Consider the following 26,346-nt stretch of genomic DNA (forward strand, 5'->3'; position numbering starts at 1 on the left):
GATGAATAACCTTAACGTCATTATTGCTGATGACCATCCGATTGTCCTGTTTGGCATCCGCAAATCACTTGAGCGGCTTGAATGGATCAACGTCGTCGCTGAGTCTGAAGACTCGACCACATTGATCAACAATCTGTCCTGTATTAAAGCAAACGTACTGATCACGGATCTGTCCATGCCTGGGGACATATACGGCGATGGGATCAATTTGATTAAATACATCAAACGCCATTATCCCAGGCTATCCATCATTGTTCTAACCATGAACAATAATCCAGCAATTTTAAGTGCTGTACTCGAACTTGATATTGAAGGCATTGTCTTAAAACAAGGAGCGCCAACAGATCTACCTGATGTATTAACGGCCCTGAAACAAGGGGAAAAATTTATGCCAGACAGCGTTTCTGAACTGTTGAAAAAAGTGACGAAAACCCCCTATGGCGATAAACCGTTATCACAAAAAGAGAGTGAAGTTATACGTCTATTTGCCCAAGGCTTTTTGGTAACAGACATTGCCAAAAAACTTAAACGCAGTGTCAAGACTATCAGCAGTCAGAAAAAATCGGCTATGGTAAAACTGGGGGTAAATAACGATATTGCATTACTCAATTATCTTGCTTCTGTCACTATCGATACGAACAATCACGTTCAGTAAATACTGTTCGTTATTTTAACCTGAAAGTCGTCCTGATGCCCGGTAACTATTTGTTTGTACCGGGCATTATTTTGTACCGGGGTTTCAAATCATTTGCGTCAGTGTCTGCCTGAGAGTCACCAGAGAAACCGGTTTAGACAAACAATCATCCATTCCCGCATCAATACAGCGTTGTTTTTCTTCTGCTAGTGCATTTGCCGTAATACCAATAATCGGCAGCTTACACCCATCATTCCGTAAATACATTGTTAACGCATAACCATCCATATTGGGCATATTGACATCCGTCAGAATAATATCAATCCCCCCGTTCTTCAGATATTCCAACGCATCTAATCCATCATTTGCCATCGCTGTTTGAAAACCAATGGATTTCAACTGATCGGCCAATAAACGGCGGTTGATAGGATGATCATCTACCACCAGAACCACAATAGTATTAAACCGGGTGTTTGCCTGAAAAACAGGGGCGGCGGTATTCAATACCACATTATGATTCGGTGAAATCAGCCGCTCAATCATTACCGACAAATCATGTAAATGGTAAGTGTTATGTAACCAATAGTTTTCTCTGATTTGTTCCGGTGAGCCAATATAGTCCGTCGATAATTCAATATAAGCGTATACAGAGGAAATAACCGCATCAGGAAAATCGCTGATAATAATTTCACTACCCTCTGTATTTTGCTCACTGTATAAAACAGTGTGTAAGCCATGATGAACCAGAAAACGCTGTAAAAACTCCTCCAGATAAAGATTACGTATAGCCAAGATGATTTTTCGCTGATACTCATTTATTAACTGAGTTTTTGGCCTATATTTCGCACCATATAAAGGTAAACGAATAGAAAACATACTCCCTATCTGTGGTTGTGAAATGACTTCAATATCACCATCCATCAGATTGATAAGTTTTTCACAAATCGCCAGACCAAGCCCTGTTCCCTGAGATGAACTTTCCGTATTTGGCATGATCTGGAAAAATGGATCAAACAACTGAGTAAGCGCTTTATCAGAGATACCGACGCCAGTGTCCTTTATTCTGACGTATAAGTAATCTCTATCAACTGTCACATGTATAATCACACATCCGGTATCAGTGAATTTAATCGCATTATTTAATAGATTAGATATAACTTGTTGTAATCGAACCGGATCATTGCAGATATAATCTGGAACATCCGGTTCAATATAGCAATACAAGGTCAACGGCTTTTTCACCACTAACGGTAGATAGTTAGAAATAACATGGGAGATAACTTCCTGACAGGAAAATTCTCTAGACTCAATTTTAAGCTGTTTAGATTCAATCTTTGAAAAGTCGAGAATATCACTGATGATTTTTAGCAACAGCGCTGAGGAGTTATTCATCGTTGATAACAAACGGACAGATTCAGCAGGCAATGAATGTGCTTGTAATAACTCCAGGTTGCCAATAATACCGTAAAGCGGCGTTCTCAACTCGTGACTGACAGTAGCCAAAAACATAGATTTAGAATAGTTAGCCTGTTCTGATGCCAACGCCATTTCCTGTAATGATTTTTCCATCCGCACACGGACACTAATATCAACCAAGACACAAATTGCCACCTCTTCATTCCTGTAGCGGGAATGAACAAAACTGATTTGTAGATGATGATTATTACTGGTTACAACATCAACATAACTACTGGTTCTGTCACAAATAATATGAATAATCCGTTCCCGATCTTCGTGCGTTAGCATTCTCAAATAATTATGTGCCAACTCATTACTCAGAATACTACTGCCATCACTGACCCGTAATATACTGATCCCAACCGGCGCTGAAGCCACAATTTTATGATTAAATTGTTCATGCTCTTCCAGGCGAATGGCATTCTCTTCAGCCGGAACAAACATTTTCCGCTCAAACAGATACACCAAGATAATGATGACAAAGGCAGATAATACATTAAGCACAATACTGCTAATAATCTGTAGCTTAAAACCTTCGAAAATAGTTTTCAGTGGCAGTGCATAAATGATACTGAATGAAGATGGCATTAACCGACGTTTTAACAGTAAATCAGTAAAATTATCATCATAGCCAAAATAAGGCGCTGCCAACTGATAATCAGCATAGTGAAGTTTATAGTCATCATTTGCTGGATAATGCAACACCGGTTGATTACTGCGATTCAATAACGTGATTGAAATTGAGTGGTCTTGTCTCTGAATAAAAGAGTCCAATCTGATGAATTGTTCAATGCCTATCATAGCAACCATCTCACCATTGACATATACCGGAGCCAACACGTAGAGATGGCCGCTATCAGATCTTGCACCCGGTATAACCCAATAAACATTTCGTTCTTTACCTTGCTCTTTCAGGCTGATAAGCCTACGTGAGTTTTCATAAACTATTTTTTTCAACGTATCGGGTTCAGTCGTGGTATTACGGATAGAAAAACTTACCATACACATACTTTGCGTACCCACCAGAAAAACCTGATTCAACCCCTGAGGCGCAGCAAGATTATCTTTCCAATAGGAGATAAAATTATTTAATGAATTTAAATAACTATGAGTACTGTTGCGAAAAGTATGACAGTCAGCGCTTTGGTACAAAGGATGATAAGAAAACGCTGGATTATTATGTGGAAAATCAAAAATGGCATTTTTTCCATTAGAATTCAGTAAATGCTTCTCTGTCATATATTGGATATCCCGCAGAACACTTGCTGTATGACGCACATAAGAGAGCGTGGAATCATAATTAGCATTGTATTCTTGACGAATATCTGATTTAACTTCATTAAAGATATTAACCAGGTAAAAAGCTGTTAATAAAGCGCCTAATGCCCACAACATTAAGCCAAGCACCCGGAAAAGATAACGGGATATTTTCAGCGATGTACGAAAAGAAGAAAGATATCTCAAAAGGTTACCTGATAAAAACCAGCATTATTCAATGTCATTAATGACAAGATATATACCCGTTATCTTTCAAGTTGCCTCTTTGTTGGCTGCACTCGCTCACCCCGGTCACATAGTTACCTATGCTCCCGGGGATTCTCTCTCTTGCCGTCGCGATGCATCTTGAAATCCATAGGGTATCCAGAGTTTAAAGATTAAAAAGGCCCATCTGTTGCAGATTTTGATACTAATAAAAATTCCTTTAAAAAAACAGGCACCGAAGCACCTGTTTCTTAAATTAAGTGAAAAAATATCCTCACTTAAACCGGATCAACTGACTCACTGCTGTTAGCATCAGGTAAATCGGTGCTATCACTTTTCACTTCTTCCCCTTCTGTTGCCAGCCCGTCTTCATCATCATCTTCAGGCTCAGCAACCCGCTGTAAGCCGACAACTTTCTCATCTTCAGCGGTACGAATAAGTGTTACGCCTTGAGTATTCCGGCCAACAACGCTAACTTCCGACACCCTTGTTCGTACTAATGTGCCAGCATCAGTAATCATCATTATTTGATCGGTTGGTTCAACCTGAATTGCCCCGATCACGTTACCATTACGCTCACTGACTTTAATCGAGATAACCCCCTGTGTTGCACGGGATTTAATTGGATACTCGTTTTCAGCGGTACGTTTACCATAACCGTTTTCAGTGACCGTTAGAATTTCTCCTTCTCCACGCGGGATAATCAGAGAAACAACTTTATCTTTACCATTTAGTTTAATACCACGTACACCGGTAGCTGTACGCCCCATTGAACGAACCGCTTCCTCTTCAAAACGAACAACCTTCCCTTCCGCGGAGAACAACATAACTTCGTTACTACCGTCAGTCAGGTCAACACCGATCAGCTCATCACCTTCATTGAGATTAACGGCGAGAATACCCGCACTGCGCGGACGGCTGAAATCTTGCAACGCGGTCTTCTTCACGGTCCCACTGGCGGTAGCCATAAAGACATACAGCCCTTCTTCATATTCACGCACCGGCAGAATCGCCGTAATTCTCTCATTTTGCTCTAACGGCAACAGGTTAACAATCGGACGACCACGCGCACCACGGCTCGCCTCCGGTAATTGATAAACCTTCATCCAGTACAGGCGGCCACGGCTGGAGAAGCAGAGGATCGTATCGTGAGTATTGGCAACCAACAACTTGTCAATAAAATCTTCTTCTTTAATACGCGCTGCGGATTTACCTTTACCACCACGGCGCTGCGCTTCATAGTCAGACAATGGTTGATATTTGACATACCCTTGATGTGACAAGGTGACAACAACATCTTCCTGATTAATCAAATCTTCAATATTGATATCAGCCGTATTCTCCGTGATTTCAGTACGGCGGGCATCGCTGTATTGCGACTTAATTGCCAACAACTCTTCACGGATCACTTCCATCAAGCGCTCAGGATTTTCCAGAATGAACAGCAATTCGCCGATTAATGTCAGCAATTCACGATATTCATCCAGCAGTTTTTCATGCTCCAGGCCGGTCAGTTTCTGCAAACGCAGATCCAGAATGGCCTGAGCCTGTTGTTCGGTCAGATAATATTTACCGTCATGCACACCATATTGTGGTTCCAGCCATTCAGGGCGGGCAGCATCATCACCAGCACGTTCCAACATGGCAGCAACACTACCTAATTCCCACGGCTTAGCAACCAATGCGGCTTTTGCCTCGGCGGGCGTCGGTGCAAAACGGATAAGTTCGATGATAGGATCGATATTCGCCAGTGCTACAGCTAATGCCTCAAGAATATGGGCACGTTCACGGGCTTTACGTAATTCAAAGATGGTACGACGAGTGACCACTTCACGGCGGTGGCATACGAAGGCCGAAATAATATCTTTTAGATTCAGCAACTTCGGCTGCCCCTGATGCAGGGCCACCATGTTGATACCAAAAGAGACTTGAAGCTGAGTCAGGGAGTAGAGATTATTCAGAACCACTTCCCCCACCGCATCCCGTTTCACTTCAATCACAATCCGCATGCCGTCTTTATCAGACTCGTCACGAAGTGCACTAACCCCTTCGATGCGTTTTTCTTTCACCAATTCGGCAATTTTTTCAATCAGACGGGCTTTATTGACCTGATAAGGAATCTCGTGCACTAAAATAGTTTCACGACCATTCTTCTCATCCACTTCAATTTCCGCACGGGCACGGATATAAATTTTACCGCGACCAGTACGATAAGCCTCCTGAATACCGCGACGACCATTAATAATCGCAGCAGTAGGGAAATCTGGGCCAGGAATATACTGCATCAGCCCTTCAATGCTGATATTTTCATCTTCAATATAAGCCAGACAACCATCAATAACTTCGGACAAGTTATGAGGAGGAATGTTAGTTGCCATACCCACTGCGATACCGGAAGAACCGTTGATCAGCAGGTTTGGTACTTTCGTTGGCATCACTTCCGGGATCTGTTCTGTACCATCATAGTTTGGCACAAAATCGACAGTCTCTTTTTCCAGATCCGCTAGCAGTTCATGGGCAACTTTCGCCATACGCACTTCGGTGTAACGCATAGCGGCGGCTGAGTCACCATCAACTGACCCAAAGTTACCCTGACCATCAACCAACATATAGCGAAGGGAAAATGGCTGAGCCATACGAACAATCGTGTCGTAGACTGCACTATCCCCATGTGGGTGGTATTTACCGATGACGTCCCCGACAACACGGGCAGACTTTTTGTAGGGTTTATTCCAATCATTTCCCAGCACACTCATGGCATAAAGTACGCGACGGTGTACCGGCTTTAGTCCGTCTCGAACATCTGGTAGTGCGCGTCCAACAATAACAGACATCGCATAATCCAAATACGAGCTTTTCAGCTCTTCTTCGATATTGACCGGGGTGATTTCTCTAGCAATGTCGCTCATGGAACCCACTATCCTTCATACATTCCGAATTCAAAGGCTTAGAACTATACCACACCCCAACAGTTTTATAAAAATCAGATACGGGTATTTAAAAATTAAGCCGTGTATACTATCTCAGAACTGAGTGAATCCGCCTGTTTAAAGAAAGTTTAAGGAGCAACAACCGCTGATGAACATCAAAACCCCTTCCACCCCAAACAATGTTGATCAACAGGAAATAGAAAAATTTGAAGCGATTGCTTCTCGCTGGTGGGATTTGGAAGGTGAATTTCAGCCACTGCACCGGATTAACCCACTACGCCTGAATTATATTTTGCAACGTTCTGGCGGCATTTTCGGTAAAAAAGTGTTAGATGTGGGCTGTGGTGGCGGTATTTTGTCAGAAAGTATGGCCCGTGAAGGGGCTGATGTGACCGGACTGGATATGGGTACAGAACCACTTCAGGTTGCCAGACTGCACGCCCTTGAAACAGCTATCCCCGTGACCTATGTACAGGAAACAGTAGAAAGCCACGCCGAAAAATATCCACAAGCTTATGATATCGTCACCTGTATGGAAATGCTGGAACATGTCCCCGATCCACAATCGGTCGTTCATGCTTGCGCTCAATTAGTGAAACCCGGCGGACACGTCTTTTTCTCTACCATTAACCGCAACAAAAAAGCCTGGCTTATGGCGGTAATCGGCGCGGAATACATTCTAAAAATGGTACCGAAGGGAACCCATGATGCGAAGAAATTTATCCGGCCATCAGAATTGATAGGCTGGGTTGACAGAACATCCCTGCGGGAAAAGCATATTATCGGCCTGCATTACAACCCGCTAACGGATAAATTTAGCCTTGGTCACAATGTAGACGTCAATTATATGTTACACACCCAATATGTCTGACATGTTTATCTGACCGATTAATAAAGCGGCAAATAAATCACATTTTCAGGAATTTTTTTACCCATTTTTGCCGGTGTTTCTGTCAGAGCAACCGCTAGTAATGATGCAGGCTTCCGGCTTTTTAATAAATTTTAGTCCTCAAGTTATCCACAAGAATCCGTATTTTTGTGCACTTGATAAAAGCTGATTTTAACATTATCTTGTTGTCATTATTTAGTGTACCCCCTACATATTGTGTTCCTTAACATTCCATTACCACTACTCTCTCGTTGGTTTTTCCGCCACTGAGAGGATTATGTTTTGGTCCTAAGTCAAAGACACAAAGCAGGTGGGAGCGAATTTGAAAGTAAATGTAAGGTATGCCTGTCCATGAACCATAGTCTGCTAGTAACAAAGCGTGATGGCCACAAAGAACGAATTGACCTTGATAAAATCCACCGGGTTGTTAACTGGGCAGCCGATGGACTGAAAAATGTCTCGGTATCACAAGTAGAACTGCGTTCTCAAATCCAATTTTACGATGGCATCAAAACCTCAGATATTCATGAGACGATGATCAAAGCTTCCGCTGATCTTATCTCCGGTGATGCACCTGACTATCAGTATCTGGCCGCCCGCTTGGCAATTTTCAACCTGCGTAAAAAAGCTTACGGTCAATTCGAGCCACCCGCGCTCTATGACCATGTATCCCGTATGGTGAAAATGGGCAAATATGACAAGCACTTGCTTGCAGACTACTCGAAAGAAGAATTCGAGCAAATGAACGAGTTTATTGACCATTGGCGTGATATGAACTTTTCTTACGCGGCGGTCAAACAGCTTGAAGGTAAATACCTGGTTCAGAATCGCGTTACCGGTGAAATTTATGAAAGTGCCCAATTCCTCTATATTCTGGTCGCGGCTTGCCTGTTCTCCGGTTATCCGAAAGAGACACGTCTGGGCTATATTCGCCGTTTTTACGACGCAGCTTCCACATTTAAGATCTCTCTGCCTACCCCGATCATGGCAGGTGTACGCACCCCGACTCGTCAATTCAGCTCCTGTGTGTTGATTGAATGTGATGATAGCCTGGATTCCATTAATGCGACTTCCAGCGCGATTGTAAAATATGTTTCTCAACGTGCTGGTATTGGTATCAACGCAGGCCGTATTCGCGCGCTGGGAAGCCCAATCCGTAATGGTGAAGCCTTCCATACTGGCTGTATTCCTTTTTATAAACATTTCCAGACCGCGGTCAAATCCTGCTCTCAGGGGGGCGTTCGTGGCGGTGCGGCGACACTGTTCTATCCATTATGGCATCTGGAAGTTGAAAGCCTGCTGGTACTGAAAAACAACCGTGGCGTTGAAGGAAACCGTGTTCGTCACATGGACTATGGCGTACAACTTAATAAACTGATGTACGAGCGCCTGATCAAAGGTGAAGAGATTACCCTGTTCAGCCCATCGGATGTTCCTGGGCTATATGAAGCATTCTTTGCTGATCAGGATGAGTTTGAGCGCTTGTACACCAAATATGAGCAGGACAGCAATATCCGTCAGCAACGTCTGAAAGCAGTTGAGCTCTTCTCCCTGATGATGCAAGAGCGTGCTTCTACCGGCCGGATCTACATTCAGAACGTAGACCACTGCAACACCCACAGTCCATTTGATCCTTTAGTCGCTCCTGTGCGCCAATCAAACCTGTGTCTGGAAATTGCACTACCAACCAAGCCATTGAATGATATCAATGATAAAAATGGTGAAATCGCACTGTGTACCTTGTCCGCATTCAACCTGGGGGCAATTGAAAATCTTGATGAGCTGGAAGAACTGGCTACTCTCGCGGTCCGTGCCCTTGATGCCCTGCTCGATTATCAGGACTACCCTATCCTTGCCGCCAAGCAAGGGGCAATGGGTCGCCGTACATTAGGCATTGGTGTCATCAACTATGCTTACTATCTGGCGAAACACGGTGTACGTTACTCAGATGGCAGCGCTAACAACCTGACTCACAAAACATTTGAAGCTATCCAGTATTACCTATTGAAAGCCTCTAATGAACTGGCGAAAGAACAAGGTGCTTGCCCGTGGTTTAAAGAAACCACCTATTCTAAAGGTATCCTACCTATCGATACCTATAAAAAAGCGCTGGATACATTGACCAATGAACCGCTGCACTATGACTGGGAAGCATTGCGCAACGATATCAAACAATATGGTCTGCGCAATTCAACATTATCTTCTTTGATGCCGTCAGAGACCTCTTCACAGATCTCTAACGCCACCAACGGCATTGAACCGCCTCGTGGTTATATCAGCATCAAAGCATCAAAAGATGGCATTTTGCGCCAGGTTGTACCGGAATATGAGCGTCTGAAAAGCGCTTACGAACTCTTGTGGCAAATGCCGGGTAATGATGGCTACTTGCAGTTGGTTGGTATCATGCAGAAATTTATCGATCAGTCGATCTCTGCCAATACCAACTACGATCCGACACATTTCCCGAGTGGAAAAGTGCCGATGAATCAACTGCTGAAAGATTTGCTGCTCGCTTACAAATATGGTGTGAAAACACTGTATTACCACAATACCCGTGATGGCGCGGAAGACATTCAGGATGACCTGGAAGAAGTCGTGGAATCTGCTGATTCCGATTGTGAAAGCGGCGCATGTAAGATTTAATTTGAGGAAGTTATGGCCTATACCACTTTTTCACAAGTCAAAAACGATCAGTTACAGGAACCCATGTTTTTTGGTCAGCCAGTAAACGTAGCCCGTTATGACCAACAAAAGTATCCGATTTTCGAGAAATTGATCGAAAAACAGCTCTCTTTCTTCTGGCGCCCGGAAGAAGTCGATGTGTCTCGCGATCGCATTGATTACAATGCGCTGCCAGACCATGAAAAGCATATTTTTATCAGTAACTTAAAATATCAAACGCTGCTGGACTCTATTCAGGGCCGCAGCCCGAACGTGGCTTTTCTGCCCTTGATCTCCATCCCGGAGCTGGAAACCTGGGTTGAAACTTGGTCTTTTTCTGAAACGATTCATTCACGTTCTTACACTCACATCATTCGGAACATCGTTAACGATCCGGCGGTTGTGTTTGATGATATTGTCACCAACGAAGAGATTCTGAAACGGGCGAAAGACATTTCCTCTTATTACGATGATCTGATTGAGATGACTAATCACTACCAGCTATTTGGTGAAGGCACACATCAGATTACCGGTAAAACCATCACGGTGAGTCTGCGTGAACTGAAAAAGCAATTATATCTGTGCCTGATGAGCGTTAACGCACTGGAAGCGATCCGCTTTTACGTCAGTTTTGCCTGTTCATTTGCCTTTGCTGAACGCGAATTGATGGAAGGTAATGCAAAAATCATCAAATTGATCGCCCGTGACGAAGCACTACATCTGACCGGCACACAACATATGCTGAATCTGTTGCGCTCTGGTCAGGACGACCCGGAAATGGCAGAAATTGCCAAAGAGTGTGAACAACAGTGCTATGACCTGTTCGTTCAGGCGGCGGAACAAGAAAAAGAGTGGGCAGATTACCTGTTCAGCGAAGGCTCGATGATTGGCTTGAACAAAGATATTCTGTGTCAATATGTTGAGTACATTACTAACATCCGCATGCAGGCTGTCGGGCTGAAACTGCCATTTGAAACGCGTTCTAACCCGATTCCGTGGATTAACGCCTGGCTGGTGTCTGATAACGTTCAAGTCGCGCCACAAGAAGTTGAAGTTAGTTCATATCTGGTTGGTCAGATTGATGCTGAAGTTAACCCTGACGACCTGAGTGATTTTGAACTCTGATGACAAGCTATAAAGTAACCCTGCATGGTATGCAGGGTTATCATATCTACAGCTCTCCCGAACTACATAACAGTCTGCTAGAGGCACTGGAACAAGGTAGAGTTCAAGCTGAATACCAGTGCCGCGAAGGTTATTGCGGTTCCTGCCGTGTCAAATTGATAAAAGGCAAAGTCGGCTATCGACGCAAACCTCTGGCTTTTGTTAATGAAGGCGAAATTTTACCCTGCTGCTGTCATCCGCTTAGTGATATTGAGATTGAGCTTTAGTATTTATCTTAAAAACTAACACTCAATAATGAATACGAATATCCACACCTTGATAGCATGGACAAAGAATCCCCGAATTTATACCCGTCATCTTTCAAGTTGCCTCTTTGTTGGCTGCACTCACTCACCCCGGTCACATAGTTATCTATGCTCCCGGGGATTCGTTCCCTTGCCGCCGCGATGCATCTTGAAATCCATTGGGTATATAAGGGCTTTTAATTTATTAACAGCAGGTTATATAGTAATTTAGATGGAATGGAACTCCTCAGCCCTACGCTCAAGCTCTGTAAGAAATGACGTCTTTGCTAATTCGTGAGCCTTTGGGCTCATAATACTTATCACCTGAAAACTCTTACTATCCATCCAATGCTGCACATACACTAAATAATTATCCGAACATCGATCAATCTGTGGCTTATATTTTTCCCACGGTATTTCATCTGGCATCCTAATATGCAATTTATAGATATTTGAATCTAAGGTTCTGCTATTATGTTCCCATTGACCATCCAGGCCAAATACAGAAGGTAATAACGCCGTCCTTTTCCAATGCTCTAACAACTTTGCATAAACTATTGCAACCTCATGAAATTCAACATCTTTATGAACAGTAACACTGACTCCCATTATAAAAATTCCGGCTCTGACAGACCAAGGTTTTTATGTTCTGCTAATATCATCAATTTAACTTCTCTAGAAGTAGGTAAATTATCAGGATGATATGTCTTTGTCGGAGGCAGGCTTTGTTCAATAGCCGAAAGAATATCACACGCAGTATATTCAGAGTTCGCTATTGCTCGACCGAACTTCACAATATTCACCCGAAATATTTCTCGCTGAGACGGATCTGTAAAATTCTTACTCAGATTATCAGATGACAGAACGATACGTATTGCCTCTTTTATCCTCATGCAATATTCAATGTTGTCATTGGCTAATTTTCTTATGCGTACTGAATTTGAAAACAATTCACCACTCCCCTTAGCAACACGATGAGCGATAGCTTCAGATAACGACTTTCGCGTGTACTCATTCAGACTTTGCAAGTAAGCAGTTGCCTCTGACAAAGGCAGAAAAACCTGTTCATCTTTCAGGTTAAATGTCAATGTAGATATCAAACCTGCCGATTTTTGTATTTCAACGACCGTCATCGGTAGAACGGTACTTTTAGCCGGAACAGGAGCCAGAGACGCCAATAACGCCGCTGTCATCGCTGGGAGAGTCATTGTTTTCACTTGTCTCTTCATATCCTCACCACCTTCAATGTTGATATGTATTGATTATAAATGTTGTGGATTTGATGATCAATTCACCAAATTTCTGGTGACAAAAAAATATTCTGACCGAAAAGCCCACTAAATCACATTTCATCAAGCTAGCATTGACTATATCAATCAAAGACTATAACTGATTAATGTAAAACAACTACTGTAAAAATTGCACCGTCGAAATCACCTGATATTAATACTGGGGAAAAATCATATTAACTTACTTGCTTGAAAAATAAAAAACATGTTATATACATAGATATTGGATAGAAAAAATGAGATAAGTCAAATCTCAACTATAACCCTCACAAGTATTTAATTAATAAACGATTCGATATGTATATTGCAACACCACCCTACACACATAAAGAATATACCATTTTAGCGGCTAAAGCTGGCAAAGCAATATATGTAGAAAAACCTATGGCATTAACATTTGATTCAGAAGTAAAAAACATGTTATATAATCATATATTGGAACGAAAAAAATGGGATAAATCAGAATTCTATTATAATCTCCACCAAGATTTTATTAAGAAAAAATTCAATATATACCTTATGGATTTCAAGATGCATCGCGACGGCAAGGGAGCGAATCCCCGGGAGCATAGATAACGATGTGACCGGGGTGAGTGAGCGCAGCCAACAAAGAGGTAACTTGAAAGATGACAGGTATATACGTCATTTTTATCCATATATATACCTAATAAAATCAATAATTCAACAATATCAAACACTATTTTATAACCATAATTAATTTATCGGGTTATCTAAAGTTTTATTTGTAATTGTATATTACAATAAGCTTTAAACTCCATTTATTTTATTAAAAAACAATCTATTACTATTTTTTTCATTCAGTTTAACTGAGCTACATCACAATAAATAACTATAGTAAGTACTGTATCTAAATATCCTAAAATTACTCATCTTTTACCTAAGAAAAGACCAATCATCGTACTTGGCAAACCCTAAAAGAAATTCAAGCTAATTGGTATATTAGCTTGAAAAATATCAGTACCAGCAGAAGAAAAGCTTTCCAAATTTGATCTCAAAATACTCTCCCATATTTGGAGGAAAGGAGAATTTAATAGGAGCCATGCAAACATAAAATAACTAAAAATAGTTATTTTTAAATAAAAACATTGTATTCAGAAAAAAATCAACTTATGCTTCATCCCTGTTTATCATAAACTAATTAATGATCATAACCCTCTAATATCTAAACAAAAGTATAAAATGAGAAAAAGAATACTATTTATAGTTGCTGGCTATCCTGGAATCGGAATGGGACATACTTTTAGGGTGGCTGATTTAAGCAAAAGTTTAAAGAATAACGATGTATATGTTTTATGCACTCATGAAAGTATAAACGCTTTTAATTATTTAAAATCTTTAGATATAAAACTTATCCTACAAAATAGGAATATACCCATTTACCAATATGTCAAAAAAATAAATCCAAACTTAGTGATAAATGACACATTAGACACTGATGAAAGTTATATTGACGCCATAAAAAATTTAGGCAAAAAAATCATTACATTTGAAGACACCGGGAGTGGTGTAAAGAAAACAGATCTTACTATAAATGCTATTTATTCTTCAGGAAGATATCCTCATGTCCTTTATGGACATAATTATATTGATCTACGAGACGAATTTATTTCGTCAAATAGAATAAAAATAAATAAAATGGTAAAATCTATATTATTATCTTTTGGAGGAGAAGATCCAAACAACCTAACTTTGCGATTTTTGAAGTTATTATCCACATGTAATTTCTTCCAAGATATTATAGTAACAGTTATTACAGGCCCGGCTTATCCTTTTACCCAAGAATTAAATTCTTTCTTAAATTTTGGAAATTATAAAAATATTCAATGGATAAATAATATTAAGACCGGTATGTCCCAACATATGTTGGCTGCTGATATTGCAATCAGTTCTAATGGAAGAACAGTATATGAACTAGCTGCATTAGGTATTCCATCTATATCAATTTCTGCAAATAAACGAGAAAATTTGCATTATTTTTCTAATACAGTAGGTTTTTTCAAATTAGGTTTACATAATGATATTTCTGATGATGTTTTTATAAATTCCATTATAAAAATATTTGATTATGAAACCAGATTGAAAATTCATAGACAAACAATGTGTTTAGATATAAAGACCGGAAAAGAAAGAATAATAAAAAATATTATTAAATTCCTCAATGACAATACTCCAGAAAATTATTCTACAATATAAAAATAATTTTAATTACTTAAGGTTAGTAAATATGCTAAATAAAGATGAATTATTACAGTTTAATAAAGATGGGTATATTATTAAACCTATCTTATCAGAGTCTAAAATTGATCTATACTTAAATATAATACATAATCATATCAAACAAAATAATGATAAGATGTTTAATATTCAATTTATTCAACCCAAAATGGCAATTAAGGGAATTCAATCAATTATTAATAATAATAAAATTATTGAGATTTGTAGCCATTTATTAAAAGGTGGAGACATCATACTTGATGGTGCCTCATTATTCTACGCAAATAAAGGGGTTGACTACCGTCAAGGCTGGCATCGTGATGTAATACAAATTCCTGATGAAGAAATTCTCGACTCATGGTATTCAGATAAGCATTTCCATAATAATATTCAAATAAACATACCGTTATATAAAGATGAATGTTTATGGTTTGTAAAAGGTAGCCATATTCGTAATTTTAATAATATAGAAAAAGCATTATTTTCTGGTTCAAAAAAAATAGCCCCAATGAAATCGCCTGACATTAATATCGGTGAAAAAATCATACTAAATCCAGGAGAAGCTATCTTTTATAATAATTTGGCAATACATAGAGGATATGGTGGCATACTGAAACATAATCGCGCAACAATACAATTGGGTTACCATACTAATAGATGTGAACCCACATGTCACTTCGGTGTAATGGATTATAAGAAATTTGATGAAGATTATATTAACTCGCTTGATTCAGAAGTAAAAAACATGTTATATAATCATATATTGGAACGAAAAAAATGGGATAAATCAGAATTCTATTATAATCTCCACCAAGATTTTATTAAGAAAGAATTCGATATAAACATATTGGGAAAATAAAATGAAAAAAACAATAAAATGGGGCATTATTGGTTGCGGTGATGTTACTGAAGTAAAAAGTGGCCCTGCCTTTTATAAATTAGATAATTCTGAATTAGTTGCAGTAATGCGGCGCAACGCTAATTTAGCAGAGGATTTTGCTAAGAGACATAATGTCCCTAAATGGTATTCTGACGCTAATTCACTTATTAATGACAAAGACATTGATGCAGTATATATTGCAACACCTCCCTCTACACATAAAGAATATACTATTTTAGCGGCTAAAGCTGGTAAAGCAATATATGTAGAAAAACCTATGGCATTAACATTCGAAGAATGTAATGAGATGATCGCGACTTGTAAATCCCAAAATGTTCCCTTATTTGTAGCTTATTACAGAAGAGCATTGCCAAGATTTTTAAAGATCAAAGAATTAATTGAGTCAGGCGCGATAGGAACACCAAGGATAGTAAACTGTATACTTTATAGAGAGATAGAGAAATGTTACCAAGATCCTCATCATTTACCTTGGGTTGTTAATCCAGAAATTTCCGGTGGTGGGTTATTTGTTGATTTAGCATGTCATACTCTTGATATATTAGACTTTCTTTTGGGAAAGATTATTTCTGTCAAAGGACATGCAAATTCACAAGGGAATGCTTATCCCGCTGAAGATTGTGTATCAATGTCATTTATGTTTGAAAATAATATTCAAGGTGTGGGTATATGGAATTTTGTGTCGAACTCTAGAGGAGATAATGTTGAAATAATTGGTACTAAAGGAAAAATATCTTTCTCTACATTTGGAAATTCAGCCATTTCATATTATGACGAAAATAATAAATTACACCAATTTAATATTGATAATCCAAAGCATATAGAAATGCCATTGATTAATACAATAATTAATGAATTACAAGGAAAAGGATTTTGCCCATCAACAGGAGAATCAGGCTCACGAACCAGTTGGGTAATAGACCAAGTATTAAAAGACTATAGAATTAATAATTATTTACAATATAAAAATTAATAAATTAGTTTTTAGAGGAAAATAAAAACCAAATATATATGAGTTCATTAAAAATATCGGAAGTTAATAAATGGTCTAAAAGACTTTATTAACTTCTTTTTATTACCATTTTTATCAACTAAAACAGTTTTACTATTCATAAGATTTATTCTTAACAGAACAATGCCATATATTCTGTTTACTGATGATTTTATATAATGGATATCGCTATGATCAGTTACGAAATAAAACTTAGGTTCTTTAATCAAACATAACTCCTACAACGTGAAAAAGCCAGCCGTAATGCCGCACCAACTTCCTCAGGAGAACTGTTTGCCGGAATAATGACATAATCAGATTCGACAATACCCTGCCCTGTCCAAAGCTCAAGTTTTTTGTGACCGTAGGGCATAATAGTTATCACACCATCTAACAAGCGAATATTGCAATTGTTCATCTTCTTGAATAACTGACGTTTTGAGCGATAACCATAAGATCCCATCATCTCTGTGATCCAGTTTTTATACTGTTTGTCATTTGCATCATGATCAAAATAATCCCCATACTCATCAAGTGGGATTATCCTACTTTTTGATAAAGCATCAAGCACAGCCTTTCCCAACTCTTGATCAGATGCAACTGGCTGTAATAGGTATTCGCTTCCTAAGGGATCTACCCCTAATAAACCGTTGCCTGAATAGGTTTGTATTGAATAAAAATCACCATTAAACTTAACACCCGCATTCAATCCTTGATCAAAATCTATGTTCATTACTTCACCACCGTAATTTTAGCAGTAAGGCTTATTTAATAACTATTTGAATCTTTTCGAAATAATTAGCGGACACATAATAACTACTACGTGTCCACCTTAATTAACTCTCTAAATCAAAGATCATGAATAATCAATGTAAAAACAAATTGTTATTTTATTGTCAAACATAACTTCTGCAACGTGAAAAAGCCAATCGTAATGCCGCACCAACTTCCTCAGGAGAACTGTCTGCCGGAATCACGACATAATCAGCTTCAGAAATACCATCTTCAGACCAACCTTCCAATTTTTCATGGCTAGATGGTCTTATCGTTATTTGGCCATCAAGCAATTGGATTCCACAGTTATGCATTTTTTTAAAAAGCTGACGTTTTGAACGATAATTGTAAGTTTCCATTAAGAGTTTAACCCATTCTTTATATCTCTCAGCCTTTTTTTCATTGTCAAAAAAATTATCATCGGGATCAATCAGCCGACTTTTAGAAAGAGCATCCAGAATTACAATGCCTAGCTCCTCATCAGAAACATCAGAAGTTAACATATAGTTGCCTCTTGAAGTATCTAAATTAAGTGCACGATAACCAGAATAAGCTGTTACTGAGTAGAAATCACCATTAAATACACATCTGGCATTTTTCCATCGTTCAAAAATTTCACTCATTATTTCACCACTGTAATTTTGACGTTAATATTCTTTTCTGCACCATAAACTATTGCACGGTTAATTTGCTCCCACTGATTTACCGTCGTGGCTTTTGGTACAGCAATGCGAATCTCTCGTTGTGAAATCATCGATGATGTTACTTCTTCACCCTTTTTAACATGCCCACTAAAATCTACCACTGAATCAATGTTCCCTTTTATGGAAGAATAAAGTTGTTTCGGATCTTTAATCCTTGCCGCAGTACGTGTATCCAATGTTTTTACACTGGTAGCCAAACCTGTTTTTTCATCATAAAAATCAAAAGTCTTAAACCTTTCAGGCAACCGAGAACCTGCTGGCATTTGCGTAGCAACAAAATCCTCAAAAGGATACCCATACTATTTCAATCGCAAGACTCCATTGGATAGATCCAGTAAGCAGTAAAAAATTTCCTAATACAACACAAAGACTATCTAAGGTAATAAAAAAATATATATTTGGTAACATCGGTATGGAAACCGATGTTACCCATTTTTACTACATAGCAATATCGCATATCAATCCAAGATAAAATTAGCTTGATATACACTAACTAATAGAATTAAAGAAATTATTGATATCTTCTTTTGATAATCCTCTTATTAGAACACTTACAATATTTTCATCATCGTCCAATCCCAACCACAAAGAGTTGCTACATTTAATCCAACTGGATAACATACATTTCTCTTTTATGACCAACATTATAGATTCTTGATAAATCAATGCCTTAATCACACAATTGAATTCATCGATAAAACGATGATTAAAATCATTATTTTCAGTAAATCTCCATATATTCACATCAACTATAGGAAAACCACATTTACTTTCATATGATTCAATAAGATAATCATCTGCATATTGAATAAACTCTGGATTAATTATAACCAAAGTAATCGCTGCAATTCTGCCATTACTAGGCAAAATAGCAAACTCTAATAAACTCTTCTTATCATCACCAACTCTCCAATATAAAGGAGTTTCGTTTATATTATCAACTAATTGGATATCAATAGGTGTGTAACCATCAATATTAATGATTACTTCCTGATCATTTACTGGCTTGATTATTTTCAGCATCATTATTTATACAACGCATGTTTTAATACTGGATAAGGATCTGTAGATCGCTGACTAAATATTAACTCCCAACGACCTACTTGCATTTTTTCATTAAACTTCAAACCTTGAGATGATGCATTCTTGATCGCATGTTGAAGACTTGACAACATAGCTTGGCTCCCTTCTGTTGTGCTGTGTGACAATCCATTACGCGTTAGATATTCCTCCATATGCTTGGTTGCATTTGGGTTAACCCATACAACTTTTCCATTTACCGTCATCTCAAACGATTTTGGTATTGATGTTCCAGGAATTGCAGGCTGTGTTGCTTTTATAGAATCCCATACTGTTCCTGACTTACTAATATCACGCTTAATTTCATTCAACAATATCCTTGTTTCAGGGGCATTTTTAGCTTTAACCGCAACTTTAAGTTTTTCAATGATTTTTACTGATAACTTCCCACTAGGAATAACACTGAGAGTAGCAAGAAGATAATCTTCCAATTTCTCTGCATCATAAAATCCTTTCGTTGCGCCAATGACAGGGATGTAATCCATAACTGCTAACGCAGCTTGTTGACGAGCTTCCACACGAATTAAAGCCTCTTTATCACCTTCCATTGCAGCCAACATATCTTTTTGGTTTTCTAACGCTAACTGAGTAAGCTGATGATCAATATAGTTATAACGAAAAACTATCTCAGATGCATTTGCACCACTGTAAGCACCATCCGGCGTTCCTGTTACTATTGCTCCCGCTACTGAACCAAAAACTTTTGCTAGCTGGGCATTAGATTCATTATCAGACATAGCCTTTATTAGCTTATTTAACTGACGTTCTGATTCATCACGAAATTTAGGCTCAAACAAGCTATTATCCATAATAGAACCAGCCAATTCCGCAGCCAAAGCCCCTGCCATTGCGCCTTTAACATTTCCTCTGCCAATTTCAGCGCTTATCCCTGCGACAACTGCATGGCTTAACGTTTTACCCGGCACTCCAAGCACTTCGCCGTTGTCACCAATTAATCTGGCACCTTCCGCATTAATCTGGCTGCCAATATTAGCCAACAGAGCCGTAGTCAAATTATCTTTAAAGCTGCCGCCGTTAATGGCGGTATTCAAGCTAGAACTAATAATGGATTGACCCGCTACCCGTTGGACGACTTTATTCCAATCACCATTGCTGATTTGGGGTAATTTCGCTTTTGTGGGATCTAATTTGGTACCATCAGCCGCTTTATCCCATCCCATGTAGGAATCAAATCCGGCCAATGCGCCACCAATCGCCATTGAGGTAATTGTTGATTTAACCGCATCACTGCTACCTAATACTTTTAGCGCTTTGGATATGTCCCCCTGATTATCCACAATAGCAACGGCCGCCTGTGCCGCCAGTGATGACATTCCCGCAGTTAACGCCCCACCCGCAACGCTATTACCCGCATAAGATGCAACAGATGCCGCTAAAGAACTGCCTGCGGTTGCCGCCGCCGCTGCAATCGCAATTACCGCAGAAACCACTGGATTCAAATGCTGGCTCTTGTGATCCCAACTGTCATAAGCGTCTTTGACCACATTCCACTGGATATCTTTATTTTCTCGAAGCCCTTTCAACCAAGCTGTTTCTGGCGTATTTCCCAATACGGCTAATACATTTTGCAATGACTGACCATTTTTAGCTTTAATATCAGCACTAACACCGTTGGCTGCTTCCACTGTCAGTTTTCCACCAGTGAAAATCTGCGGTAATACCCATTGGGTTTCGGTATAACCTTTATCCCTTTGCTTAATATAAAAGCCTTTGGAATAGGTAATAGTCTGTTCAAAAGCGGTATTTTTTACTGCTTTAAAATTAACTTTACCGTGAGTGCTGGTCAGTTTGGCGTTTTTATTAGTCGCAATTTTACTGGCTTCGTAAGTGCTATCATCCCGGCTTAACAGGTTAATATCACCACCCGCAGTAAATTCAGTGACTTTATTAGTGACATCATGACGGGTACGTTTAATGGTTTTCTTTTTGCCATACCACTTACGTTTGGTTTCTGTTTTCTCATAGTGGCTAGATTCTTCCATTGCCTGAGCGTACAGATAACCGCCTTTCGCCGCGACGTCCATCGCACCTTTGGCAGTCAGTTTAGTGGCTTGGAAAAGAATACTGCCGTTTGAAATAACAGTTAATATACCGCCACTAGTCAATGCAGTACCTTGCTGTGTGACTGATTCAGTGAATTCCCTGCCTTTTTCCCGGTAAGAATGATTCTGCACTGATTCAAAACGCATATTGCCGCCGGAAGAAATCGTTGTATTTCCTCCTGAGCTTAATGTAGCGCCTTGGGTAATCAGCGTTCCATTAGCAGCTAAGGTAAGCTGTTTTCCACCATTAACTACAGCAACGATATGGCGATCATCTTTATTATTATCGTTCTTATTATCAATAGCGGAATAGCCCAGAGCTAACAAGTTAATATTCCGACCTGCTGATAATAATGTATTACCTTTCGCGTTAATTTGAGCCGCCTTGCCATTGATATCGGCACCACTGATAATATTGATATTATTTCCTGCGGTTAATCGGCTACTTAATTCACCAGAACGGGATGTGGAAAATAGTTTATTCAGTGAAGGAGATAATTCACGAGGAGTGAGATCAATGTTTTTTGCAGCGGTCAAGTTGATATCTTTTACCGCTGAAACATTAACTCCCTTAATAGATAAATTTCCTCCAGCATTAATGACAACCGAGCTTTTTGCATCAAGCTTACCTATTGTAGATAACATCTGATTAAACAGCGTTTGTTCCTTACTCTCAGCGCTCACATCCCCCATTCGTTTATGTGTCAATAACTCACTGTTATTATCAATGGTAATATCATGATTTGCAGTTAAAGAAATATTATGACTTTTCGTTAAGAGGATATTGCGAAGAAGAATGTTCTTACCTGCATGTAAGAGTAAATCACCCGTAGCTTCTAAGCTACTTATTTTACGCGTATTATCAGGATTAAAATACCCTGGTTTGCTACTACTCTGAAACTGAACATTCCCGTTGCGGCTGATAATAGTTACATCTTTGGCTTTTAGTTCACCTTGCAAAGCATTAATATTATTAGTTGCTGTCATAGATAAGCTATTTGACGAAATCAATGCTGCATTATTAAGATTAATATCATTCTCGGAAATAATATTTAACCCATCAATAGCCTTTAGTTTATCAGTGATATTGATTTTACCTGCGTGAAGCAAAATGTTTTTTGCTGATAATGTGTCAGGTCGGGCAGTTACTGTTATTTCTGACAGATTTTTTGCATCATCAGGAATCAACGTTCTGATATTTAAGTTATTTTTAAAATCCGCTACTAGATTTTTTTCCGCACTAATTGAAGACGATATATAACTTTCTTCTCCCCAAGTATATAACTCTCCTTGCTTAGTATATTCTGCATCTTCATAAACATAAAATAAATCCCAATCACCCGGTGGTGCATCATCATCTTTGAATTCACTGCCAACCATAGGGTTTGATGTAGTATAATGCCAAAATGTATTTTTCTTACCTAATTGACGACTGATAATATCAATATTTTCCCCGGTGAGAATAAGATCCTTTTTCGCATATATAGATGAAACATCATTTCGCAAATTAGTTGCATTAATATAAGCATTACCACCAGAAACAATATTCCCTGCTGGGCTTATCGCCTTTATTGAAAATCTATCCTGTTTAATATTGATAAAGTTATTTTTTAATAAATCAATAATACCAAACCATTTATCCCGATTAAAATCTTTCAATTTCACAGCCAATGTAATGACGGAATCAACACCTTGTCTGATACCATAAAAACTACCAGCCCATTTATTAATTCCTACGGAGTCAGCCGGAATGGTTTTCCATTCAGTTATGGTTTGATCTCTTATATTATCCAGTTTATCAGTGCGAACAACCAAATCCCCTTTCACAGTCTTTATCGTTGCAGATTTATTTTCAATCAGAGTGCTCTTATTTCCCTGAGAATCTTTCTGTAACCACATATTATTATTGGCTTGCAAAAGTGCTTTATCACCGGTATTACGCAAGGTATCACCAAATATCCGCATATCCCGGCCCGCAGTTACACTCCCTTTATTATCCAATTTAGTACTTGCCAGAGTAATATCCCGTTCCGCTTGTACCTTAATATTTTGCGCAATATGAGTCTCTTTAGCGCTAAGATTAAAATCCGTTTTGGCTTTGGCATTTCCCAGCTCAATTTTGCCATTAACGTTTAAGGTAATATCACGCTGATTGCTGATTAAATCCTTAAGATTAACACCGACACCATCTTCCGTAGCAACCAAACGGATTTTATTGGCATACATGCCGCCTAATGCTTTGGTATCAACGGCTAATTGAGGTTTAACACCTTCTCCAGTGATTTTTTTCACTGTGCCATCGTTAAAATCAATCCGGTTAGCTCCCTGCGTCAGGGATAAATTATTAGCTTGAATTTTTCCATTTAATTCAGTCGCCCGGCTGATAATATCGATATAATCCGTTGTCTTACCATCCAGCCCTTTGCCACCAATAGTAATCTGGCCTTTTTTAACCTCCAATGCTTCCAACGCACCCTGTTTATCAAATTGAGGTTTACCGGTGGTCAATGTCGCACTGCCGGTATTGATAAAACCACAACCATCACAAGTAATGCCATTAGGGTTGGCAATCATCATATTGGCTTTATGACCAACTATCTCTAGTTTCCCTTGGAGATCAGATCGACCACTACCGGTGACTTCATTAATAATCAATTCAGCCGATTTACCATTCAAGTTAGGGTTAGCGTTAAGTTGCCCGGCTAATTGTGATTTAACCACCTGAGTGGCGTTATTTAATACGGCGCCCTGAGTCGCAACATTAAATTCTTTATAAGTGTTGTGAGATATTCCTGCACCATTAGGCGTAGCAATATTTACGATCGGCACATTACCCTGGTTTTGTACCTGTGTTCGGTTATTATCTGGCGTGATCCCGGCCGCAATAGCAGGATGAAGGGGATATACGGCAGTAAGATAAATTAAAAGATAACAAGCGCCCCTTGCCATAGGGCCGTTACGTCTTTCCATTATTCTGTCCTTTCTTAATTTGAGTACAAAGTTATTGGTATAAATATCCGTATTACATCGCTAAAAAATCAGTGATACAGACCAGTAAACTACCCAGTTATCCGGTTTCAGGTGGTCTGGATAAATCAGAGGTGTTCCCAATGTCATCGTTTGATTGAACTTGCTGTGCGTCAGTGATATGCCAAGCGCTGTACCGGTAACATTACCGCCATCGATTTGCTTGGTTTTTCCCTGTAACCAACCCGTATCCAGCGCTCCCGTTAAGGCCAGTTCACCCAGCACAGGCAACTCTGAAATTTGCCAATTCAGTTCATTACGCCAATACCCACCGCGATTGCCGGTCAGATATTGTTCTTTAAATCCCCGAACAGAATATTGCCCGCCTAACGAGAGACGCTCATTGGCATAAAGGTTGTACGGTGTGGTTTGACCGTAAGCAGATGAAAGGTAATAAAGCGAGTCGGAGATCGGGACAAAATAGCTAGCACTCAGGCTGAATTTGCGAAATTGGCTACGTGGAGCATCCGGGAAATGCGGATCATCTTTTGTTGCGCCTAACACGGGTAAGCCATAACTCAATGCAGGGTTGAACGTGATATAGCCACCCGCCAGTACCGAACTGTAATTAATACCAAGATTGGCAACACTTAATGTCGGGCTGCTGATGGATAATTTCTTTCCTGCAAACAAATTAGCCGTCTGACGATGTGTTATTCCTGCATTCAAAGCCAGTTTCTGCTCACCGTCACGATATAACGTCCGGTTTATTGCTAGCCGGTGAGTTTGATTGTCACCTTCATAACGGTAGGTTTGTGAGCCGATCGGAATCTCCTGAAAAGAATCGTTCCACGCATATTGATAATTGAACAACCAGTCACCATAAGGAATCGTCACATTGGAAGAGAGACTTCGACTACGGTGGTTATTACGAAAATCGTTGTTGCGACTGACAGATAATGACCATTGGTCTGCAAGATGTAATAGGTTATCTACATTCACACTGGCGTTGATTTGCCCGGCGCCAGTACTTTTTTGACCACTATTATCTATCCCCAAACTAGCGCCAACCGGCAAACGAGTCGATATTCGTTTTAAGATAACCGCAGAATGACCGGGCTGTTTTCCTGGCTGAATATCAATGGTTATCTGTTGGGAAGGAAGCCGGTTCAGTTGTTCCATCCCCTGTTCAATATCCCGTAGATTCAGTATGTTACCAACCATCCTCGGAAAGGCCATTTTCAATGAAAGGGATGTCTCACCATCAAGCGTGATTGATTCAACTTTGCCCTCACTCACGGTAATAATGAGCGTACCGGTGGATAAATCCTGTGCTCTGAGCCCAGCCCGAGAAGTGACATAACCTCGCTCGATATAGGCATTCGATACTTTACGCACCAGTTCATTAATATCTGGCAAGGTTAAGCAACGGGTTAAATAAGGTTGTATTAGTTTTTCCCTTACTGATTGGGAAAGGCTCTCAACACCTTCAAATTGAATATAGCGGATGGTATGACAAACAGATTTAGCACCATCAGTTTCGGGCTCTAAAGCTGGAGACAAAGTGATGTTGTTACGTAACGCCTCCCGCTGCTGTTGAGCCTGCTGCAATAACGCTTTCTGTTGTTGCGTGATAACCTCTTGATCCGCCGGGCCAATAAACTCTGAAGCATAAGCTTGCCCCGATATAGCGAATAGAACAGATACAACCAATGTCCTAAAACAAACAGATATTCTTTCCATTGATAATTTTTATTTCACCATGCGTTAATTGTTAAGATAATGAATAACGTCTTATTTTAATTGGCAATCTAGATGAAAATAAAAAATTATCTTATTTAAGTGTGAATAAAGTCTGGTTTTTTAAATACTTAATAGAATA

20 protein-coding genes and 1 pseudogene are annotated in these 26,346 nt (G+C 39.4%); 10 read left to right on the plus strand and 11 right to left on the minus strand.

Annotation, left to right across the window (positions count from 1 at the left end):
* The first annotated feature begins 1 nt into the window (after position 1).
* A complete protein-coding gene (rcsB, locus tag ACGF49_RS14240; RefSeq protein ID WP_113042555.1) occupies positions 2–655 on the plus strand; it encodes a response regulator transcription factor RcsB in 654 nt (217 codons plus the stop codon).
* Positions 656–739: 84 nt separating this feature from the next.
* Here rcsB and rcsC read toward each other — a convergent pair whose 3' ends face one another.
* Both rcsC and gyrA read right to left on the minus strand, forming a co-directional pair.
* Positions 740–3,556 carry a two-component system sensor histidine kinase RcsC gene (gene rcsC / locus ACGF49_RS14245; protein WP_113042553.1) on the minus strand — a complete coding sequence of 939 codons (2,817 nt, stop codon included), beginning with the start codon at positions 3,554–3,556 and terminating at the stop codon, positions 740–742.
* A gap of 296 nt (positions 3,557–3,852) precedes the next feature.
* Positions 3,853–6,483, minus strand: a complete 2,631-nt coding sequence (gyrA, locus tag ACGF49_RS14250) for a DNA topoisomerase (ATP-hydrolyzing) subunit A (protein WP_113042551.1) — start codon at positions 6,481–6,483, stop codon at positions 3,853–3,855.
* A 169-nt stretch (positions 6,484–6,652) separates the two neighbouring features.
* Here gyrA and ubiG point away from each other — a divergent pair, with 169 nt between their 5' ends.
* The 4 genes from ubiG to yfaE all read left to right on the plus strand — a co-directional run bounded on the left by ubiG (position 6,653) and on the right by yfaE (position 11,445).
* Positions 6,653–7,375 carry a bifunctional 2-polyprenyl-6-hydroxyphenol methylase/3-demethylubiquinol 3-O-methyltransferase UbiG gene (gene ubiG, locus ACGF49_RS14255; RefSeq protein ID WP_113042549.1) on the plus strand — a complete coding sequence of 241 codons (723 nt, stop codon included), beginning with the start codon at positions 6,653–6,655 and terminating at the stop codon, positions 7,373–7,375.
* Positions 7,376–7,744: 369 nt separating this feature from the next.
* Positions 7,745–10,036: a class 1a ribonucleoside-diphosphate reductase subunit alpha gene (gene nrdA / locus ACGF49_RS14260; RefSeq protein ID WP_113042546.1), complete on the plus strand. Its 2,292-nt coding sequence runs from the start codon at positions 7,745–7,747 to the stop codon at positions 10,034–10,036.
* A gap of 12 nt (positions 10,037–10,048) precedes the next feature.
* Complete coding sequence (gene nrdB, locus ACGF49_RS14265) at positions 10,049–11,179, plus strand: class Ia ribonucleoside-diphosphate reductase subunit beta (protein WP_262977567.1); 1,131 nt, start codon at positions 10,049–10,051, stop codon at positions 11,177–11,179.
* Complete coding sequence (gene yfaE, locus ACGF49_RS14270; protein ID WP_011147271.1) at positions 11,179–11,445, plus strand: class I ribonucleotide reductase maintenance protein YfaE; 267 nt, start codon at positions 11,179–11,181, stop codon at positions 11,443–11,445. The genes nrdB and yfaE overlap by 1 nt, the downstream gene beginning before the upstream one ends.
* Before the next feature lie 8 nt (positions 11,446–11,453).
* Here yfaE and ACGF49_RS14275 read toward each other — a convergent pair whose 3' ends face one another.
* From ACGF49_RS14275 to ACGF49_RS14285, 3 genes are all read right to left on the minus strand, one after another.
* Entirely contained in the window at positions 11,454–11,582 is a 129-nt protein-coding gene (locus ACGF49_RS14275) for a hypothetical protein (RefSeq protein ID WP_267479063.1), read from the minus strand.
* Between the two features lie 109 nt (positions 11,583–11,691).
* The gene (locus ACGF49_RS14280; protein WP_228900484.1) at positions 11,692–12,072 is read right to left on the minus strand and encodes a type II toxin-antitoxin system YafO family toxin; all 381 of its coding nucleotides are present in this window, start codon (positions 12,070–12,072) and stop codon (positions 11,692–11,694) included.
* On the minus strand, positions 12,072–12,692 hold the full coding sequence (locus ACGF49_RS14285) for an iron-sulfur cluster assembly scaffold protein SufA (protein WP_113042539.1): 621 nt from the start codon (positions 12,690–12,692) through the stop codon (positions 12,072–12,074). The genes ACGF49_RS14280 and ACGF49_RS14285 overlap by 1 nt, the downstream gene beginning before the upstream one ends.
* Positions 12,693–13,049: 357 nt before the next feature.
* On the opposite strand from ACGF49_RS14285, the gene ACGF49_RS14290 reads away from it, so the two are divergent.
* The 5 genes from ACGF49_RS14290 to ACGF49_RS14310 all read left to right on the plus strand — a co-directional run bounded on the left by ACGF49_RS14290 (position 13,050) and on the right by ACGF49_RS14310 (position 16,858).
* A complete protein-coding gene (locus tag ACGF49_RS14290; protein ID WP_262977568.1) occupies positions 13,050–13,328 on the plus strand; it encodes a Gfo/Idh/MocA family oxidoreductase in 279 nt (92 codons plus the stop codon).
* Positions 13,329–13,332: 4 nt separating this feature from the next.
* Complete coding sequence (locus ACGF49_RS14295; RefSeq protein ID WP_158536564.1) at positions 13,333–13,470, plus strand: hypothetical protein; 138 nt, start codon at positions 13,333–13,335, stop codon at positions 13,468–13,470.
* 482 nt (positions 13,471–13,952) lie between these two features.
* Positions 13,953–14,966 (plus strand): PseG/SpsG family protein, encoded by a 1,014-nt coding sequence (locus ACGF49_RS14300; protein ID WP_113042535.1) that lies wholly within the window; start codon positions 13,953–13,955, stop codon positions 14,964–14,966.
* A 31-nt stretch (positions 14,967–14,997) separates the two neighbouring features.
* Complete coding sequence (locus ACGF49_RS14305; RefSeq protein ID WP_113042532.1) at positions 14,998–15,846, plus strand: hypothetical protein; 849 nt, start codon at positions 14,998–15,000, stop codon at positions 15,844–15,846.
* Position 15,847: 1 nt separating this feature from the next.
* Entirely contained in the window at positions 15,848–16,858 is a 1,011-nt protein-coding gene (locus tag ACGF49_RS14310; protein WP_262977569.1) for a Gfo/Idh/MocA family protein, read from the plus strand.
* Positions 16,859–17,102: 244 nt separating this feature from the next.
* Here the strand turns inward: ACGF49_RS14310 and ACGF49_RS14315 are convergent, their stop codons facing one another.
* From ACGF49_RS14315 to ACGF49_RS14340, 6 genes and pseudogenes are all read right to left on the minus strand, one after another.
* Positions 17,103–17,609, minus strand: coding sequence for a contact-dependent growth inhibition system immunity protein (locus ACGF49_RS14315; RefSeq protein WP_113026115.1), 507 nt, complete (start codon positions 17,607–17,609; stop codon positions 17,103–17,105).
* A gap of 163 nt (positions 17,610–17,772) precedes the next feature.
* Positions 17,773–18,273: a contact-dependent growth inhibition system immunity protein gene (locus tag ACGF49_RS14320; protein ID WP_262977570.1), complete on the minus strand. Its 501-nt coding sequence runs from the start codon at positions 18,271–18,273 to the stop codon at positions 17,773–17,775.
* Positions 18,273–18,638, minus strand: a pseudogene (locus ACGF49_RS14325) (hypothetical protein); the annotation flags it as partial. The pseudogene ACGF49_RS14325 and the gene ACGF49_RS14320, both read right to left, overlap by 1 nt.
* 205 nt (positions 18,639–18,843) lie before the next feature.
* On the minus strand, positions 18,844–19,380 hold the full coding sequence (locus ACGF49_RS14330; protein ID WP_011147280.1) for a hypothetical protein: 537 nt from the start codon (positions 19,378–19,380) through the stop codon (positions 18,844–18,846).
* On the minus strand, positions 19,380–24,467 hold the full coding sequence (locus tag ACGF49_RS14335; RefSeq protein ID WP_271859250.1) for a DUF637 domain-containing protein: 5,088 nt from the start codon (positions 24,465–24,467) through the stop codon (positions 19,380–19,382). The genes ACGF49_RS14330 and ACGF49_RS14335 overlap by 1 nt, the downstream gene beginning before the upstream one ends.
* A gap of 60 nt (positions 24,468–24,527) precedes the next feature.
* Positions 24,528–26,207, minus strand: a complete 1,680-nt coding sequence (locus ACGF49_RS14340; RefSeq protein ID WP_113042522.1) for a ShlB/FhaC/HecB family hemolysin secretion/activation protein — start codon at positions 26,205–26,207, stop codon at positions 24,528–24,530.
* Positions 26,208–26,346 lie beyond the last annotated feature (139 nt).

This window comes from Photorhabdus sp. RM96S (assembly GCF_042879335.1).
Lineage (GTDB): Bacteria > Pseudomonadota > Gammaproteobacteria > Enterobacterales > Enterobacteriaceae > Photorhabdus > Photorhabdus kayaii.

Bases quoted from the DNA above. Each gene is read 5' to 3' on its own strand.
- ACGF49_RS14330 (WP_011147280.1), bottom strand. From the start codon at position 19,380: ATGATGCTGAAAATAATCAAGCCAGTAAATGATCAGGAAGTAATCATT.
- ACGF49_RS14315 (WP_113026115.1), bottom strand. From the start codon at position 17,609: ATGAACATAGATTTTGATCAAGGATTGAATGCGGGTGTTAAGTTTAAT.
- ACGF49_RS14285 (WP_113042539.1), bottom strand. From the start codon at position 12,692: ATGAAGAGACAAGTGAAAACAATGACTCTCCCAGCGATGACAGCGGCG.
- ACGF49_RS14340 (WP_113042522.1), bottom strand. From the start codon at position 26,207: ATGGAAAGAATATCTGTTTGTTTTAGGACATTGGTTGTATCTGTTCTA.
- nrdB (WP_262977567.1), top strand. From the start codon at position 10,049: ATGGCCTATACCACTTTTTCACAAGTCAAAAACGATCAGTTACAGGAA.
- ACGF49_RS14300 (WP_113042535.1), top strand. From the start codon at position 13,953: ATGAGAAAAAGAATACTATTTATAGTTGCTGGCTATCCTGGAATCGGA.
- ACGF49_RS14335 (WP_271859250.1), bottom strand. From the start codon at position 24,467: ATGGAAAGACGTAACGGCCCTATGGCAAGGGGCGCTTGTTATCTTTTA.
- ACGF49_RS14310 (WP_262977569.1), top strand. From the start codon at position 15,848: ATGAAAAAAACAATAAAATGGGGCATTATTGGTTGCGGTGATGTTACT.
- ACGF49_RS14320 (WP_262977570.1), bottom strand. From the start codon at position 18,273: ATGAGTGAAATTTTTGAACGATGGAAAAATGCCAGATGTGTATTTAAT.
- ACGF49_RS14290 (WP_262977568.1), top strand. From the start codon at position 13,050: ATGTATATTGCAACACCACCCTACACACATAAAGAATATACCATTTTA.
- nrdA (WP_113042546.1), top strand. From the start codon at position 7,745: ATGAACCATAGTCTGCTAGTAACAAAGCGTGATGGCCACAAAGAACGA.
- ACGF49_RS14280 (WP_228900484.1), bottom strand. From the start codon at position 12,072: ATGGGAGTCAGTGTTACTGTTCATAAAGATGTTGAATTTCATGAGGTT.
- gyrA (WP_113042551.1), bottom strand. From the start codon at position 6,483: ATGAGCGACATTGCTAGAGAAATCACCCCGGTCAATATCGAAGAAGAG.
- rcsB (WP_113042555.1), top strand. From the start codon at position 2: ATGAATAACCTTAACGTCATTATTGCTGATGACCATCCGATTGTCCTG.
- yfaE (WP_011147271.1), top strand. From the start codon at position 11,179: ATGACAAGCTATAAAGTAACCCTGCATGGTATGCAGGGTTATCATATC.
- ACGF49_RS14305 (WP_113042532.1), top strand. From the start codon at position 14,998: ATGCTAAATAAAGATGAATTATTACAGTTTAATAAAGATGGGTATATT.
- ubiG (WP_113042549.1), top strand. From the start codon at position 6,653: ATGAACATCAAAACCCCTTCCACCCCAAACAATGTTGATCAACAGGAA.